The sequence below is a fragment of the Clostridium sp. NSJ-145 genome, assembly GCF_021044725.1.
Classification (GTDB): domain Bacteria; phylum Bacillota; class Clostridia; order Clostridiales; family Clostridiaceae; genus Clostridium; species Clostridium disporicum_B.
Window position 1 is genome coordinate 97,288 of the sequence record NZ_JAJNOS010000010.1, and the last position, 16,839, is coordinate 114,126.

The window sequence follows — 16,839 nt, forward strand, 5'->3', positions numbered from 1 at the left end:
TATAGTATATTAATAAATAATGACTACCTAAATTATAGGTAGTCATTAAATTTTTTAGCTAAGTAAATTTTTAAAACTTATTTTAATAGACCATACTGAGATTAATAAACAAATAGCTTCAGATAATATTGTTGCTATCCATATTCCATTTCCTCCGTATAGAATTATTGTAATAATTAGTGTAATTATTATTATAACTAGTCCTCTAGATATAGAGATTAGTGTGGCTAGGATTGGTGATTCTATAGAAGAACAAAAACCAGATGATAATATATTAAAGCCAACTAATAAAAATGATAATGAATATATTCTAAATATAATTATAGATTGATTTATTAGAGCACTATCATTTGATGCTATAAATACATTAATTATAGATGGTGCAAATAAAATACATATAATAAATATTCCAACTGATACTATAGCTATAGTTTTTAAAGTAATACTAAATAAATATTTTAGTGATTTAACATCTTCTGAACCATAGTAAAAACTACATAAAGGTTGAGCACCTTGAGTAATTCCTATCATAGTCATAAGAACTAATGTAGACACATAACATATTACACTATATGTAACTAATCCATTTTCACCTATAAATTTTAAAATGCTTTGGTTAAATATAAGAATAACTATTCCAGAAGTTAATTCTGTTATTCCATCAGGAAAACCTATACTTATAATTCTTTTAAATATATTAAAAGAAGGTTTGAATTTAACAAATTTTAAAGTTGATACTGGCTTTAAAAAGTGCAATGTAAAAAATAAACAAGATGCAACTTGAGATATTCCAGTAGCTATAGCAGCTCCTTTCACTCCAAATCCAAACTTTATCACAAATAAGTAATCTAATATAATATTGGTAATTGCTGATATAGAAACTCCTATTATTGCAAGGTTAGGAAAACCATCAGCTTTAGTTAATACTTCTAAACAGTAAGAAACTATAAAGAATCCATTAAAAAGTATTATTATACTTAAATAGTCTTTTACCATTTTAAAAGTACTTTCAGTAGCCCCTAGAAAAATTGATATTTTATTTATAAATATTAAACTAAATGCTAATAAAATTATTGAAAATATAATCATTATAGCTACATTAAAAGAAAAAATATTGTTTGCTTCATCTTTTTTATCTTGTCCTAGTCTTATTGAGATTAGAGTGGAAGTTCCTGTAGCGAAAAATATAGAAGATGCAAAAATTAAATTTACAAATGGCATAGCTATATTTACTGATGCTAGTGCAGTAGAACCAACTCCTTTTCCAACAAATATTCCATCAATTATTGTATAAATCGAATAGACCCACATAGCAGTTACTGATGGAATAAGATTTCTAAAAAAGCTTTTTCTTAAAGTTTTATTATCAGTCATTCTATCACTCCTAAATTAAACGGAAACTATTTCTTCTAGTGTTGAATTAGTAACTTTAAGTTACTAAATTGAAGTTTGGACTTTCAGTTAATGATAACTTATAATTTGCTAATGGTCAAAGTTATAAAAAAATGAATTAATATAAACAATAAGACAAAAGATATAGATTGAAGGGAGTGTGAAATATGAAAAAAGACCGTTGGGATAAGAACTCAAATACAAGTAATCCTATGCAAAAAGGAGCTAGAAGACAAAAGCTACATCAAGATCAAGATAATGTAGGAAATGATAAAAATTCTCCTGCATATAAGAGCTTTGATGGAGAACCTTTAGATTAAATATGTGTAAATAATAAAACGAGGCTATAAATTGATATATCTATGTATTAATTACTAGATTAAAATCATTTGGCCTCGTTTAATTATTTTATACAAAATTTACATATTAATTATTTATTAAAATTGATTACACTGTTAGAATATAAGTGAGATTCTTAAGGAGGAATTATGATGAAAAAAATTAAAAAGATAATGATATCAGCATTAGCTATAGTTATGTCAGTGGCTATGGTTGGTTGTGGAAACAGCAATGTTAAAACAGAAAATAATAATTCAAGTGATAATTCTACTACTCAAGTAGAAAGACCAGAAAATTTACCAATAGCTACTATAAAGGTTAAGGATTTTGGAACAATAGAAGCAGAGCTTTACCCAGATAAAGCCCCTAATACTGTAAATAACTTTATTGAGTTAGCTAATTCAGGATTTTATGATGGATTAACTTTTCATAGAGTAGTAGAAGGTTTTATGAATCAAGGTGGAGATCCAAAGGGTGATGGAACAGGAGGACCTGGCTATAGTATAAAAGGTGAATTTTCAGGAAATGGATATAAAGCTAATGACTTAAAGCACACTACAGGAGTTTTATCTATGGCAAGAGCTCAAAATCCAGATTCAGCAGGAAGCCAATTCTTTATAATGGCAGCAGACGCTCCAAGTTTAGATGGGCAATATGCAGCATTTGGTAAGGTTATAAATGGGTTAGATGTTGTTGAGGCTATAAATAAAGCTGAAGTAGAAAAGAATAAAGCTACAGGAGAAAAATCAACTCCAGTAAATACTATTGTTATTGAAGAAATAAGAGTAGATACAAAAGGTGTAGAATATCCAGAATCAGAAAAGATAAAGTAAATTTACTAATTAAAATATAGAGAGTAAATGAAAGAAATTGTTCGCGGAGCTCACAGGTGAAAGGTCGACTTCGTCGAAGTGAAAAGGCTACTAGAGTAGCGGGGAAAAGTTAACTTAAGTTAAAGTGAAAGGTACTAATGTAGACACTTTTCACTATTGCTATAGGCAATATTTTCACTGTCACGTCAGTGACATTTTCCCCTTTGACGAAGTCAAATTTTTCACCAAAGTGCTTCGCACTTTATTTAATTATTGAATTTCTAATTTATATCCAAGTCCCCAGACAGTCTTTAAGAATTTAGGGGCTTTGGGATTATCTTCTATTTTATCTCTAAGTCTTTTTATATAAACCATAATAGTATTATCATCTATTGTGGTATTATTCCAAATTGTTTCGTATAATTGTTCCTTTGAAAAAACTTTATTTGGATTTTCTAATAAAAATTTAAGGAAAAGAACCTCTTTTGCCGTTAAATCAAGAGGTATATTATTTTTAAATATTTGAAAGTTATTTTGACAAAATCTAAAAGGGCCAATGGTTAAATCAGGATTAATAGTTTTTTGATACATATTAGAACGCCTATAAAAAGCTTTAATTTTTGAAACTAATAAATTAATACTGAAAGGTTTTGTTAGATAATCATCAGCTCCTAAGCCTAACCCTAATATCTTATTATGTTCTTCTTCTTTACCACTAAGAATTATTATTGGAGTGAAAATATTGTTATTTCTTATTTGACGTATAAGTTCAAAGCCGTCTATATCAGGCATAACTAAATCTATTATTATTGTATCGTATGAATATTTCTTTAATAGAAGTAAGGCTTCATTACCTGAAGTTGTTGCTGTTGTATTTATTTGCTCCCTAGCTAAGGCTGTTCTTAAAGCTTTTTGGATTAATAGATCATCATCAATTAAAAGTACGTGTTCTTTAAACATTAAATGTCCTTTCTAAATAAACTATATTAATTTAATAGATGTAAAAAATTAATATATAACTATGATATAATTGTTAATTATTTGACTTTTATAATATATAACTCATTATAAGCGAATATAGAATATTACTTCAAGAGGTAAAGATATGTTAGAAAAAAGAAAGTTTAGGTATAAAAGTATTATATGGATATATGGAATTGTAATATTAACAATAATGATTGTTATCTGGATGATATATATCAATCAAAGGAATACCTTAATAGCTTTAAGAAGTGATGAGATGATTTCTATAGCAAAGATTTCAGCTAATAATTTAAAGACATATTTTGATGAAAAAATAGATTATTTAAATGGTGTATTTCAAATAGATGATGATTTATTAGAACAGGGAATAGATATAGAAGATTACATAGGAAATAAGATACTATATATAAATGAAAATAATAGTGATTATGAAGGAAAGCTAAGTTATATACCTTATGAGCTATTTGATAAATATAATATAAATAAAGATGAATTAAAAGAATGCGAAATTGGACCTGTGGTATTTACTAAAGAGAATAACTATGTGATACAGATAATAAAACCTATTTTCTCAAAATACAAAGTTCAAGGAGTTGTACTAGTAGAATATTTATTAGATGAAGTTTATAAGGAAACTTTAGGAGAAATACAAGTTGGTGAATATGGTTATTGTACATTAAAAGATAGGTCTGGAGCCATATTAATGCATGGAGATAAGAAGCAGATAGGACTAGATTCACTAAAAGATAGACAAGAGAAGTATCCACAATTAGATCCAGCTGGAATAGATAGATTAGTTACTAATCAATTAAGTGGTAAGACAGGTAGTGATATAGTAAAGTCCTATTGGTGGGGAGAAGATGAAATAAAACAAGTAAAGAAGATAATTGGATATGCCCCTGTAGATATAGGGGAACATAGGTGGGTTATAAGCGCTATTACATCTTATGATGAAATAGCACGTCCTTTAGATAAAATATTTTATTTCATAGTAGGATTAGGGATTATTTTATTAGTATTAATAGTCAGCTTTATAGTTTTTATTATCAAGATGAAAAATCAACAAGAAAAAATTATATTAGAACTAAAATATTCAGAAGAAATAAATAAGACTACTAATATGCTTAGAAAGCATGAAGAAAAGTTAAGTAAGATTAATAGTATACATACTTTAGGAATGATGGCTAGTACAATAGCCCATGAATTCAAAAATTTATTAACACCAATTTTTATTTATAATGAACTATTAATGAATAGCTTAAAAGATAATAATGAGGCTATAGATGATTTAAAAGAAATTAAATTAGCAGCAGATAACTGTTTAGAGTTATCTAAAAATATATTAATGTACTCAAAAGAAGGTGGGGAAGAAACTACTGAGTGGTTTAATAGTACTGAGGAAATAAAAAAAATACTAAATATCTTAAAAACTATAGTACCACCTAATATACAAATAGATAATTTAATTTTAGATAAATCAATTTATATATATGGCAATAGAAGAGAATTAAAACAAATAATCTTAAATATATGCACTAATGCATACCAGGCTATGGAAAGTAGTGGGGGAGTTATACAAGTTAAATACTATTTAGAGGACAATAAGGCTATTTTAATTGTTAATGATAATGGGGAAGGTATTGAAGATGAAGCAAAAAATAAAATATTTGAGCCTCTTTATACGTCTAAAGGAAATAATGGAAATGGGTTAGGATTAAGTATAGTAGTAGAATTATTGAAAAAAATTAATGGAACAATACAGATTGAAAGCACTAGAGGTTTAGGAACAGCGGTAAAAATAGAATTTTATAATATAAAAAGTGATAATTCTTAACAAATTTTAAGAATTTAGTCAGAATTTATATAGAATTTATCTCTATACTTAAACGTGTATGATAAAAAAATATCAATATATTGTTAGGGGAGAGATAAAATGAAAAAGAAATTTTTATCTGTTTTTTTAGCGTGTGCAATGGCATTAACATTTGTAGCATGCGGTAATAATGAAAATAGTAATAGTAGTGCTGAAAATACTTTTGTAGCTGGTACATATGAAGGTACAGCTAAAGGATTCGGTGGAGAAATTAAAGCAACTATTAAATTATCAGATTCTAAAATTGAAGAAATAGTTGTTGTAGGAGATAAAGAAACTCCAACTATAGGGGGAGTAGCAATTGAAAGTATGCCACAAGATATGTTAGCAAAACAAATTGCTAATGTTGACATAGTTTCAGGTGCAACCGTAACTAGTAATGCTGTTATTGAAGCTGTTACAGCAGCATTTGCTAGTGCTGGAATAGATGCTTCAACTTTAGTATCACAAGAAGGTTCAGCTACAGAAAAGACTGAAGAGACTTTAAATGTGGATTGTGTAGTTGTAGGAGCTGGTGGAGCTGGTATGACAGCTGCTTTAGAAGCAAAGGCTGCAGGTTTAAATGTAGTTATAGTTGAAAAGATGGCTATGGCTGGTGGTAACTCAGTAAAAGCTACAGGTGGAATGAATGCTGCTGAGACAGATGTGCAAGAAGCATATGGCGTTGAAGATAGTGTTGAAGTTTTTGTTGAAGACACTATGAAGGGTGGATACGAACTTAACAACCGTGAATTAGTAACTAAAATGGCTGAAGAGTCATCTGATGCTATAGAGTGGTTAGAAGAAATAGGAGCGCCATTACCTGAATTATCTTTCTCAGGTGGAGCAACTAATAAGCGTATACATAGACCAGAAGGTGGAGAACCTGTTGGAAGTTTTATAGTTGATGCATTAATTAAAAATGTAGAAGAGCAAGGCATAGAAATAATATACAATACTGAAGCTAAAGAGATATTAACAGCTGATAATGCTGTAGCTGGAATTAAGGCTGAAGGTAAAGATAAAAATTATACTATAAATGCACAAGCTGTTATCTTAGCAACTGGTGGATTTGGTGCTAATGAAGATATGTATACTCAATATAGACCGGAATTAAAAGGATTCGTAACTACTAATACTCCAGGAGCTACTGGTGATGGTATAACTATGGCCGAAGCTGTAGGTGCGAACTTAGTTGACATAGAACAAATTCAAATTCACCCAACAGTTGAACAAACAACTAGTTTATTAATAACTGAGTCAGTTCGTGGTGGTGGAGCTATATTAGTCAATAAAGATGCCAAGAGATTCGGTAATGAATTACTTACGAGAGATGTTGTTTCAGCATCTATAATAGAGCAAGAAGATGGATATGCATATACTATCTTTGATCAACAATTAAGAGATAGCTTAAGTGCTATAGAAAAATATGTTGAAAATAATATAGTTGTTCAAGCAGATACAATAGAAGATTTAGCTAAAGAATTAGGATTAGATGAAGCTACATTAGTCTCTACAGTAAATACATGGAATGAAGCTGTAGCTAATCAAAGTGATGCTGAATTTGGAAGAAATACTGGGATGGAAAAAAATATATCAGTAGGACCTTTCTATGCTATAAAAATTGCACCAGGTGTACATCACACAATGGGTGGAGTTGAAATAAATACAAATGCAGAAGTTATTTCTAAAGAAGATACAGTAATACCAGGATTATTCGCAGCAGGTGAAGTAGCTGGTGGAGTTCATGGTGGAAATAGAATTGGAGGAACTGCTGTTACTGATTTCGTTGTGTTTGGACGTATAGCAGGACAATCAGCAGGTAAATTTGTAAATAGATAATACAAATAAATTTTACAGATGTTTAATATAAAACTATAAAGATAATATAATAACCCCTAAAATTTTATAATATAGTGCTGTTAATATAAAAATAGTAAAATTTGTTTTTATTAAATAAATTAAGAAAACATGAATCTTTAATTGATTCATGTTTTTTGTTAATAATTAGATTTGATGTGGCTTAAATTAGATAATAATTTTTATAATAGAATATCAACGTGTAAAAAATAAAATTATATAGTGAAGGATAATAAGAAGTTTTCTGTAAGAATAGGTAATTGACTAAAACTCTATACAGATATATAATTACTAAAGATAATTACTATTAGTAATTATCTTTAGTAATTATATAAAGGGGGATATTATGAACGATAAATTAGTAAAAGAAATTTTTGATGCATGTTTTATAGCAAAGAAAGTTACTGAAATGATGCCAGAGCTTCCCAAAGATATGAAACCGAGGCATATACATGTTATTGATGCTATTTATACATGTAAGAAAAATAAGGAATTAGTATGTGTGAGTGATATAAGTAATGCTTTGAATATTACTACACCAAGTGTAACAAAACTGATAAAAGAATTAGAGAAGAAAGACGTAGTTCAAAAAATTGAATGTAAGGAAGATAAAAGAATAACTTATTTAGAATTAACTACTTATGGTAAAGAACTGTATAAAGTGTTTGTTGAGGAATATCATAGCAAGGTAGCAAAAGTTTTAAATAATATATCTGATGAAGAGGCTAAAACTTTTATTAAAGTTGCAAATGATGTTTATAACCTAATGAAGAATAATATTATGGAGGATAATTAGATGAGTGATAAAATAGATTTTTCAAAAGGAAAGTTATTACCTATAATTTTGAAATTTTCTATACCAGCGGCTATTTCTTTATTAATTACTGCTATTTATAATATAATTGATAGAATATTTGTAGGAAACTTTGTTGGTAATACAGCTTTAGCAGCATTATCCATATGTTTTCCGTTATCATTTATGATGATAGCTTTTGGATTAACATGTAGTGCTGGTGGCTCCACTTTATTTTCTTTATTTCGTGGAAATAAAGAAGAAGATAAAATGAATTTATCATTTGGTAATGCATTTATAATGGTTATTGTATTTGAAGCAATACTTACAGCAATTTTATTAATATTTCCTGATATATTTTTAAAGGTGTTTGGAGTTACTGATACAACATATAATATGGCTAAAACTTATTATACTATAGTGTCTTTAGGTTGTGTTTTTCAAGGGTTGACATTTGTTTTTTGTGATTTTGTACGTGCTTCTGGAAAACCTATAATGGGAATGTGTGTTACAGCTATTGGAGCTATAACCAATATAGTATTAGATGCTATATTTGTTGCAGTTTTAAATTGGGGGATAGAAGGAGCAGCTATTGCAACAGTAATAGGACAAGTTGTTTCTGTATTATTTGGTGCATATTTATTATTTGGTGGTAAAACACTTGTAAAAATAAAGAAAGATACTTTCAAATTGGACTTTAAGCTTCAAAAAGAAATATTTAGATGTGGATTTGCTTTTTGGATAGCACAAATGGCAATGGGATTTATAAGTTTAATTTATAATGGTCAACTTGGAAAATATGGTGGAGATATTGCTATTAGTGTTTATGCAGTAATTTCAAGTATAATGACATTTGTAATAATGCCAGCTAGTGGAATAAGTCAAGGTATTCAACCGATTTTAGCATATAACTACAGTAGTAAAAATACTTTAAGAGTTAAAGAAACTTTAAATAAAGCATCGATGCTTTCGGTAGGGGTAACATCAATAATATGGGTTGTAGTAATGTTCTTTCCGGCTTCTATTATTAGAGCATTTGGAGGTGGAGAGGAGTTAATGTCTATAGGGATTGCTGCTCTAAGATGGAATTTTATAATTACTCCTATTTTAGGATATGTAATGCTATGCACAACATTCTTTCAATCAATTGGTAGACCTAACCCATCAATTGTAATTAGTTTATTGAGACAAGTAGTGGCCTTAGTTCCTTTCTTATATTTATTGCCTAAAGTTATAGGAATTAACGGAATATTTATGGCTCAACCTATAAGTGATATTATAGCACTGGTAATTTGTGTAGTATTGATTAAAAGAGAATTTTCAAATATAGCAAATGATAAGTATAATGTCGCCTAAAGATTAATAGAAAAATTAGTATATATAACATTGATATTTAAGCTATATTTTTCAGAAGAAAGAGTAGCTTAAATATCAAAAGAAAAATATTTGCGGAAAATTTTCCGAATTAAGTTGTAAAAAAGTAATGAATATTTTGAAAAAATATGATATAGTTAATTATATCAGAAATATGTAATCGGTTTTTGAAAACATTTCCTGATAGGAATTTAATTATTGAATTCTATTTAGAGGTATTGTAACATAATATATAATAGTAAATTTATAAGCTATAAATAAAAATTTATATAATAAATATTAAATATAATGTTTTAGTTTTAGGAGGAATTATCATGAAAAATATTTTATTAGTATGTGCTGCAGGAATGTCTACAAGTCTTTTAGTTAATAAGATGAAGGATGCTGCAAAAGCAAAAGGAATAGAAGTAAACATTAACGCTTTACCAGTTTCAGAATGTTCAAGCGTTGTTGATACAGTTGATATAGTTTTACTTGGGCCACAAGTTAGATTCCAAAAACCACAAGTTGATGCTTTAGTAAAAGGAAGAGTTCCAGTAGAAGTAATCGATATGAGATTATACGGAACTATGAACGGTGCTGCTGTTCTTGATAGAGCATTAGAATTAATTAAATAGTTTATAGTATATTATTAGGTGAATTCATCAATTTGAATTCACCTTTTTTATTTCAGTTTATAAACACAGTAGTTTTAGCAGGAACATTATCATATATCCATTTAGCATTAACTTTAGCTAGACGGATACAGCCATTTGAAATTTTCATACCTAAACGACCATCTTTAATGGTTCCATCTAAATTATACAGAATTGAATGAAACAAGTAGTCATTTTTAAATTGAGAGTAATAATAACAAACATATCCATGAGAATATCCAAAGGAATAACCTTTAATTCCTATATAGAAGGTACCTTTAGGTGTAGGGGTAGTAGGTTTGCCTATGGAACAAGAATAACTTTTGATTAGTTTCCAATTAGATTTTTTACCTGTAAAGATATTAACTTTAAAACTTTGAGTATCAACCCAGATCAGATAATTGGTTGTACTAGATAAATTACTATTATTAACAAAGGATTCACCATAAGTAGAAAGAGAATTAACTAACAGGAAATCTGATAGAACTGTACTATTTAACTTTGTAGCACGATAGATATTTTTTAAAATATTTATTAGCATAATATATCTCCAATCACTAATTATATAATTATATAAAGTTAGGTAATAAATATGGTTGTTCCACCAGGGATATTTTCATAAATCCATTTTGCATGAGGTGTTGATAAACGAACGCACCCGTCTGTAAGCATCATTCCAAGTCTATCGTCTTTTATGGTTCCATCTAAGTAATAAGGTATTGAGTGAAATAGGTAATCGCCTTTTATTTGAGTGTAATAAAGACATCGAAAGCCTCTTGATTCTCCAAAGGAATATCCTTTTACCCCAACGAAGTAAGTTCCTTTTATAGTTGGATTATTAGGCTTTCCTATTGTGCATAGATAACTATTAATAAGAGTCCAGTTATTTTTTGAACCTCTAAAAATATTAGTTTTAAAATTTTCAGTATCAACCCAAATAAAGTATGGCGAACTACTAATGAAGCCGTTAGTATTTACAAATTTCGTTGCGGAATCTAAATAATAAGAACTTGTTCTAAATGAATTTACTAATAGGCGACCATTAAGTCGTCCAAATCTATATAAGCCTTTAACTTTGTTAATAAGCCACATAACTTAAACTCCTTAAAATTTACTTATACTCTATTTTATTTAAATGCTCCCACTTTGTTGATGGTTGTCGAAATAATTATATTGATTTTTGTGATTTACTGTTATACTATAACTATAACAAATATATCGGGGGTAATAATATGTTAGAAATAAAAAATTTCTCAAAGGCATATAAACAAGGTAAAAAGGCAGTAGATAATATATCTTTAACAATAAATTCAGGTGATATTTTTGGATTTATTGGACATAATGGAGCTGGTAAAACTACTACAATAAAATCTGTAGTAGGTATATTAGAGTTTACTGAAGGAGAAATATTAATTGATGGATTATCAATTAAAGATAACCCTATAGAATGTAAAAGGATTATGGCATATATTCCAGATAATCCAGATTTATATGAAGCATTAACAGGAATTCAATATTTAAGCTTTATATCAGATATTTATGGGGTTAGTAAATCACAAAGAGAAGAGCTTATAAAAAAGTATGCGGACAAGCTTGAATTAACTAGATTTTTAGGTGATTTAATAGGATCATATTCGCATGGAATGAAGCAAAAGTTAGCTGTAATTTCTGCATTAATTCATAAGCCTAAATTATTAGTATTAGATGAACCTTTTGTTGGGCTAGATCCAAAAGCTGCCCATACATTAAAAGAGATAATGAAAGAAATATGTTTAGAAGGTAGCGCTATATTCTTTTCTACGCATGTATTAGAAGTTGCTGAAAAACTATGTAATAGAGTGGCTATAATAAAGGATGGAAAAATTGTTGCACAAGGAAATACAGATGAAGTAAGGGGTAATAGTTCTTTAGAAGATATATTTATGGGGTTGATTGATAATGAATAATTTATGGGTTGTATTAAAAGCAACATTTATTAATGATTGGGGATTAAATGGATTTTCAAAAAATGTTTCTGGGACAAAAGAAAAAAGAAAAATGATGATGTCATCTTTAGTGCTTCTTATTGGAGCAATGGCAATAGCATTTACTGTAACTATATACGCTTATCTTATGGCTGATGCTTTAGAAAGTATAGATTTTTTAGATTTACTATTAATGATGGCTGGATTGATGAGCGTTATGATGGTATTTTTTACATCTATATATAAAGCTCAGGGAACATTATTCACTTCAAGAGATTATGATATGTTAATGTCATTGCCAATTAAAAATAGTGTAATACTAACTAGTAAAATAATAAATTTACTAGTATTCAATTGGATATTTACAGCTTTTGTGCTTATACCAACTGGAGTTATATATTATATGAGAGTTCCAGGATTATCATGGCTTTATTTAGTAATATTAATAATATCAGTTATATTTATGCCATTAATTCCGGTTATAATAGCTTCAATTTTAGCTGTATTTATAAGTTATTTTGCTACTAAGTTTAAGCATAAGAATTTAGTAACTATACTAGGTGCGACTATTGTTACATTACTAATTCTTATAGGTTCATTTAATATGAATTCTATTATTGAATCATTAATAATAAATAGTGCTTCTATTATGGAAGGTATAGGTAAAATATATATTCCAGTAACTTTTTTTACTAATACATTAAGAGATACAAACTTAATAGAATTAGTAAAGCTTATAGCTATATCAATAGTTCCTTTTATAATATTCATAATTGTATTTAGTAGATTATTTGGGAAGATTAATGCTAGACTAGGAGAAAACTACAAAAAGGCAAATTACAAAATACAGTCACTTAAATCTAGTAGTATAGCTAAAGCTTTATTACAAAAAGAGATAAGAAGGTATTTCTCAACACCTATATATGTTTTAAATACAGGCATTGGAATGATTATAATTTTAGTAGCTTCAATTGCGACTCTATTTGTTGATGGACAAACTTTGGCTATGTATATGGAAATGCCATATGTAGATGAACTAATGCCGCTTAATGTTTTGTTAATAATAGCTTTTGGAATAGGAATATCGTGTACAACGACTTCTTCAATATCTTTGGAAGGGAAGAATTTATGGATAATGAAGTCATTACCTATAAGAGAAAAAGATATATTTAGAGGTAAAATATTATTAAATTTAATTATTACTATTCCATTAGGAATACTAGCTAATTTAATATTTTCCATAGGCTTAAAATTTAGTTTTGCAGCTTTAGTATGGAATTTAGCATTTACAATAGTATTTTCTTTATTAACAGCAATAGTAGGTTTACTTATAAACTTATATTTACCTAAATTAGATTGGGTATCACCAACTGTAGTTGTAAAACAAAGTGCAGCAGTAATGATAGAAATGTTATTTGTATTTGCGATTATTGGATTATCTATAGGAGTATTCCTTTTATTTAAAATAACAAATATAACTATGTTTTTATTATTATTGTTAGGTATACTTGTAATTTTATTAATAATTTCATATAGACTTCTAAATACAATTGGGATAAAGAAGTTTATTAAATTATAAAGTAAAGTTAAAGTTTATATTGATAAATAAAATAAAGAGTTTTGAAAGTACCATAATAAAAAATGGTACTTTTTTTATTAATTAAGTAGCGATTAAGTGTATAGAAACATAAAATATATTAGGAAGCTATGATGAATAAAAAAATAGTTAAGTACTATCGAGTGGGAATAGTATGATAAAAGATGAATGCGTATGTAAATATGAGTTATGAAAAGAACTTTTAGAAAAATATGACTATGAAGAATGGTACAGAAAAGACATTATTAAAAAATAATATATAACTAGAAGAGCTATGCATAATAAATGTATAGCTCTTAGTATATAAATAAAAAAATGAAATATGTAAATAATAAGTTGGAATTAGATATTATCGACGATAAAAAACAATAATTAAATTTTTAGAAAAGCCTAATATAATGAAGAAAAATTTATTTTATAAAAAGAAGAAAGAAGAGAGTTTAAGGAGGTAGTTTTATGCAAGTAATAAAAAAAGATGGTAGATTACAAGAATTAGATGCTAATAAGATTAAGATTAGTATTTTAAATGCAACAAGTGGAACTAAGGCGCTTTTAAATGAGTCAGATATTAAAATAATAGTAAAAGATATAATTAAAATTATAGAGGATTTAAGATCTGAATATGGTAATACGTCAAGTTATGAAATTGTAGGAGTTGTAGTTGAGGTATTAAAGAGAGATGGATTTGATGATGTAATTTCATCTTATATAGAATATAGTAAGTAGTTTGCCTAAGGGCAAGAGATAAATGTTTTGCTAGAGCAAAAGATGAAAGATTGCTTTGTGGTAAAGTGAAGGGTTTTGCTCTAGCAAAAAGTAAAAGATTAACTTTTGATTAGGACTAAAACATTCTTTCGTGTTATAATAGTACCGATATTTTGAAGCAAGGATCGGTGAATTATATGTATAAATTAATAGCATTAGATATGGATGGAACTTTATTAAATGAAGAAAAAATAGTAACAGAAAGAACTAAAAAGGCAATACAAGCGGCGAGAGATAAAGGTGTAACAGTTGTTCTTGCAACAGGTAGACCAATTGATGGTGTTACTAGATACTTAGAAGAGTTAGATATGTACACAGATAATGATTATGTTTTAAGCTATAATGGGGGATTAGTATTAAAGACAAAGAGCAGAGAAGTTGTATGCAAGATGGGATTAATAGGGGAAGATGTTCATTATCTTTACGATTTAAGCAAAAAATTGGGTGTTAATATTCACGCATTCTCTGAAGAAAATGGACTAGTTACTCCTAAAAATAGTAAGTATACTGAAGTTGAAGCAAGTATAAATAACATAACAATACAAGAAATAAATTTTGAAAATATAAAAAATGATGAAAGTTACATAAAGGTAATGATGATAGATGAGCCTGAAATACTTCAAAATGCTGTAGATAATTTACCAAAGGAAGTTTTTGAAAAGTATACAGTTGTTAGAAGTACTCCTTACTTCTTAGAGTTTTTAAATAAAGAAGTTAATAAAGGTGTAGGTGTTGAGCTTTTAGCTAAGCATTTAGGTGTAAAGAGAGAAGAAGTAATAACTATGGGTGATGCAGGAAATGACTTACACATGATTGAATATGCAGGAATGGGAATTGCAATGGGAAATGCTTTTGAAGAAGTTAAAAAAGCTGCTAATTACATAACCGATTCAAATAATGAAGATGGAGTTGCAACAGCTATAGAAAAATTTGTTTTATCTTAGGAGGAATTAAATCTTTATGCATTATGGAAACCTTCAAAAAATTAGAGATGGAAGAAGAACTTATGCAATAACTCCAGATATACCTGGCGGATTTGTAAGTGCAGAAACATTAGAAAAAATAGCTAAAGTTTCAAAGAAGTATAATGGTGTATTAAAAATAACGTCAGGTCAAAGAATTTTAATTACAAATCTTAAGGAAGAGGATTTACCACAAATTTGGGATGACTTAGGGATGGAACCAGCTGTTGTAAAGGCTAATTCTGTTAAGAACGTAGAAATATGTCCAGCGGGCTTTTGCAAAAGAAGCAAGTATAATACTATAGGAATTGGAATGAAGTTAACTAAAAAGTATGGCAAGAAGGATATGCCTTGTAGAACTAAAATAGGAGTTGCTGGATGTAGAAATTCTTGTGGAAGTGTTTATGCTAAAGATGTAGGAGTAATAGCCGATGTAACAGGATTAATGGTAGTTGCTGGAGGTTCAGCAGGGTTTAATCCAAGAATTGCAGATATTATTGCAAAAGATTTAGATGAACAGCAAACTTTAAAACTTATAGATTCTATCTTTGATTATTATAGAGAAAATGCTGAGTTAGGTGAAAAGCTAGGATTTATGATAGAAAGATTAGGAATAGAAAAATTTAAAGCAGATGTAATAGAAAAAGCAAAATAATTAATAGTTAAGAGTTGATACTTTAAAATTAACCATTAAACTAAGATAAAATTTCTTTGAGGATATTTTAAAATCCAGCAAAATATAAATATTATTCTGCTGGATTTTTTTTATGAATAGTTACTATTAATTCTTAAATTTTAAAATGTCATAGTTGATAAAATATATCCAAAGTATCCAAAAGACATTAAAACAAGATTCCATACAAAAATTCCAATAGAGGAATATATTATATAATCTTTGAATTTAACTTTGAAAATCCCAGACATTAGAGATATAAAAGTTCTAATCGTAGGAAGCATTCTACCAATAAGACACATCTTAGCTCCATATTTTTCAGCTGTTTCTTTAGCTTTTCTTAGTGATTTTTGAGTACTCGGAAATTTATTATAAAAAAAGTTATATATGATATCACCAAATTTGGATGACACTAAATAATAAGTTATACTTCCAAGAATTGACCCTAAAGTTGCAATAGCAAAAACTATCAGAAAAGAATGTCCACTGCTTTTTATAAAAACACCTACAGCTGGCATAATTACGATTGCAGGAATACCGGTAAGATTTAATGCTTCTAAGAACATAATTATAAAAATAATTACTAAAGTATTAGCTTTTAAAGTTTCTATTAAATTTGTCATTTGTTTCTCCTTATACTTGATAAATGTAATATATAGTGGTGAAGCTACCTTTATATTTTTTCTTATTAAGGTAAGTTGTCCATAGTTACTTACCTCATAAGATACTACCGAGTTATGACCGCTATTTGAGAAATATAGATATTTTCAATTAGAAGTTATAGAGTTATAAGGTAGAATAAACATCAGGTAAAGTACTTATATAATATAAAATTTT

General features: G+C 28.0%; 17 protein-coding genes. 12 read left to right on the plus strand and 5 right to left on the minus strand.

Annotated elements, in window-relative coordinates:
- Nucleotides 1-54: 54 nt before the first annotated feature.
- Nucleotides 55-1,374: an MATE family efflux transporter gene (locus tag LQE93_RS10395; protein ID WP_231073495.1), complete on the minus strand. Its 1,320-nt coding sequence runs from the start codon at nt 1,372-1,374 to the stop codon at nt 55-57.
- A gap of 230 nt (nt 1,375-1,604) precedes the next feature.
- Here LQE93_RS10395 and LQE93_RS10400 point away from each other — a divergent pair, with 230 nt between their 5' ends.
- Together LQE93_RS10400 and LQE93_RS10405 are read left to right on the plus strand one after the other, a co-directional pair.
- Entirely contained in the window at nt 1,605-1,712 is a 108-nt protein-coding gene (locus tag LQE93_RS10400; protein WP_423230667.1) for a clostri-philic family protein, read from the plus strand.
- A 171-nt stretch (nt 1,713-1,883) separates the two neighbouring features.
- A complete protein-coding gene (locus LQE93_RS10405) occupies nt 1,884-2,564 on the plus strand; it encodes a peptidylprolyl isomerase (RefSeq protein ID WP_231073497.1) in 681 nt (226 codons plus the stop codon).
- Between the two features lie 249 nt (nt 2,565-2,813).
- Here the strand turns inward: LQE93_RS10405 and LQE93_RS10410 are convergent, their stop codons facing one another.
- The gene (locus LQE93_RS10410; protein ID WP_055266506.1) at nt 2,814-3,503 is read right to left on the minus strand and encodes a response regulator transcription factor; all 690 of its coding nucleotides are present in this window, start codon (nt 3,501-3,503) and stop codon (nt 2,814-2,816) included.
- A 145-nt stretch (nt 3,504-3,648) separates the two neighbouring features.
- Here LQE93_RS10410 and LQE93_RS10415 point away from each other — a divergent pair, with 145 nt between their 5' ends.
- The 5 genes from LQE93_RS10415 (at nt 3,649) to LQE93_RS10435 (ending at nt 10,023) form a co-directional block, all read left to right on the plus strand.
- Nucleotides 3,649-5,361: a sensor histidine kinase gene (locus LQE93_RS10415; protein WP_231073498.1), complete on the plus strand. Its 1,713-nt coding sequence runs from the start codon at nt 3,649-3,651 to the stop codon at nt 5,359-5,361.
- 99 nt (nt 5,362-5,460) lie between these two features.
- Complete coding sequence (locus tag LQE93_RS10420; protein ID WP_231073500.1) at nt 5,461-7,221, plus strand: flavocytochrome c; 1,761 nt, start codon at nt 5,461-5,463, stop codon at nt 7,219-7,221.
- Nucleotides 7,222-7,585: 364 nt separating this feature from the next.
- Nucleotides 7,586-8,035 carry a MarR family transcriptional regulator gene (locus LQE93_RS10425; RefSeq protein ID WP_231073502.1) on the plus strand — a complete coding sequence of 150 codons (450 nt, stop codon included), beginning with the start codon at nt 7,586-7,588 and terminating at the stop codon, nt 8,033-8,035.
- The gene (locus LQE93_RS10430; protein ID WP_231073504.1) at nt 8,036-9,388 is read left to right on the plus strand and encodes an MATE family efflux transporter; all 1,353 of its coding nucleotides are present in this window, start codon (nt 8,036-8,038) and stop codon (nt 9,386-9,388) included.
- A 332-nt stretch (nt 9,389-9,720) separates the two neighbouring features.
- Nucleotides 9,721-10,023 (plus strand): PTS sugar transporter subunit IIB, encoded by a 303-nt coding sequence (locus tag LQE93_RS10435; protein WP_055267683.1) that lies wholly within the window; start codon nt 9,721-9,723, stop codon nt 10,021-10,023.
- Nucleotides 10,024-10,075: 52 nt separating this feature from the next.
- On the opposite strand, the gene LQE93_RS10440 is transcribed toward LQE93_RS10435, so the two are convergent.
- Both LQE93_RS10440 and LQE93_RS10445 read right to left on the minus strand, forming a co-directional pair.
- Nucleotides 10,076-10,582, minus strand: coding sequence for a L,D-transpeptidase (locus LQE93_RS10440; RefSeq protein ID WP_231073506.1), 507 nt, complete (start codon nt 10,580-10,582; stop codon nt 10,076-10,078).
- Between the two features lie 38 nt (nt 10,583-10,620).
- Complete coding sequence (locus LQE93_RS10445) at nt 10,621-11,133, minus strand: L,D-transpeptidase (RefSeq protein ID WP_055267685.1); 513 nt, start codon at nt 11,131-11,133, stop codon at nt 10,621-10,623.
- A gap of 140 nt (nt 11,134-11,273) precedes the next feature.
- Between LQE93_RS10445 and LQE93_RS10450 the strand changes: the two genes are divergently transcribed.
- From LQE93_RS10450 to LQE93_RS10470, 5 genes are all read left to right on the plus strand, one after another.
- Complete coding sequence (locus tag LQE93_RS10450; RefSeq protein ID WP_186838357.1) at nt 11,274-11,987, plus strand: ABC transporter ATP-binding protein; 714 nt, start codon at nt 11,274-11,276, stop codon at nt 11,985-11,987.
- A complete protein-coding gene (locus tag LQE93_RS10455) occupies nt 11,980-13,584 on the plus strand; it encodes a putative ABC transporter permease subunit (protein ID WP_231073507.1) in 1,605 nt (534 codons plus the stop codon). The genes LQE93_RS10450 and LQE93_RS10455 overlap by 8 nt, the downstream gene beginning before the upstream one ends.
- 474 nt (nt 13,585-14,058) lie before the next feature.
- Entirely contained in the window at nt 14,059-14,328 is a 270-nt protein-coding gene (locus LQE93_RS10460; RefSeq protein ID WP_055267691.1) for an ATP cone domain-containing protein, read from the plus strand.
- A 176-nt stretch (nt 14,329-14,504) separates the two neighbouring features.
- Nucleotides 14,505-15,311 carry a sugar-phosphatase gene (gene yidA, locus LQE93_RS10465; protein ID WP_055267693.1) on the plus strand — a complete coding sequence of 269 codons (807 nt, stop codon included), beginning with the start codon at nt 14,505-14,507 and terminating at the stop codon, nt 15,309-15,311.
- Nucleotides 15,312-15,327: 16 nt separating this feature from the next.
- Nucleotides 15,328-15,984 (plus strand): nitrite reductase, encoded by a 657-nt coding sequence (locus LQE93_RS10470; RefSeq protein ID WP_055267696.1) that lies wholly within the window; start codon nt 15,328-15,330, stop codon nt 15,982-15,984.
- 140 nt (nt 15,985-16,124) lie between these two features.
- Here LQE93_RS10470 and LQE93_RS10475 read toward each other — a convergent pair whose 3' ends face one another.
- Nucleotides 16,125-16,625, minus strand: a complete 501-nt coding sequence (locus tag LQE93_RS10475; RefSeq protein ID WP_055267698.1) for a DedA family protein — start codon at nt 16,623-16,625, stop codon at nt 16,125-16,127.
- Nucleotides 16,626-16,839: the final 214 nt, after the last annotated feature.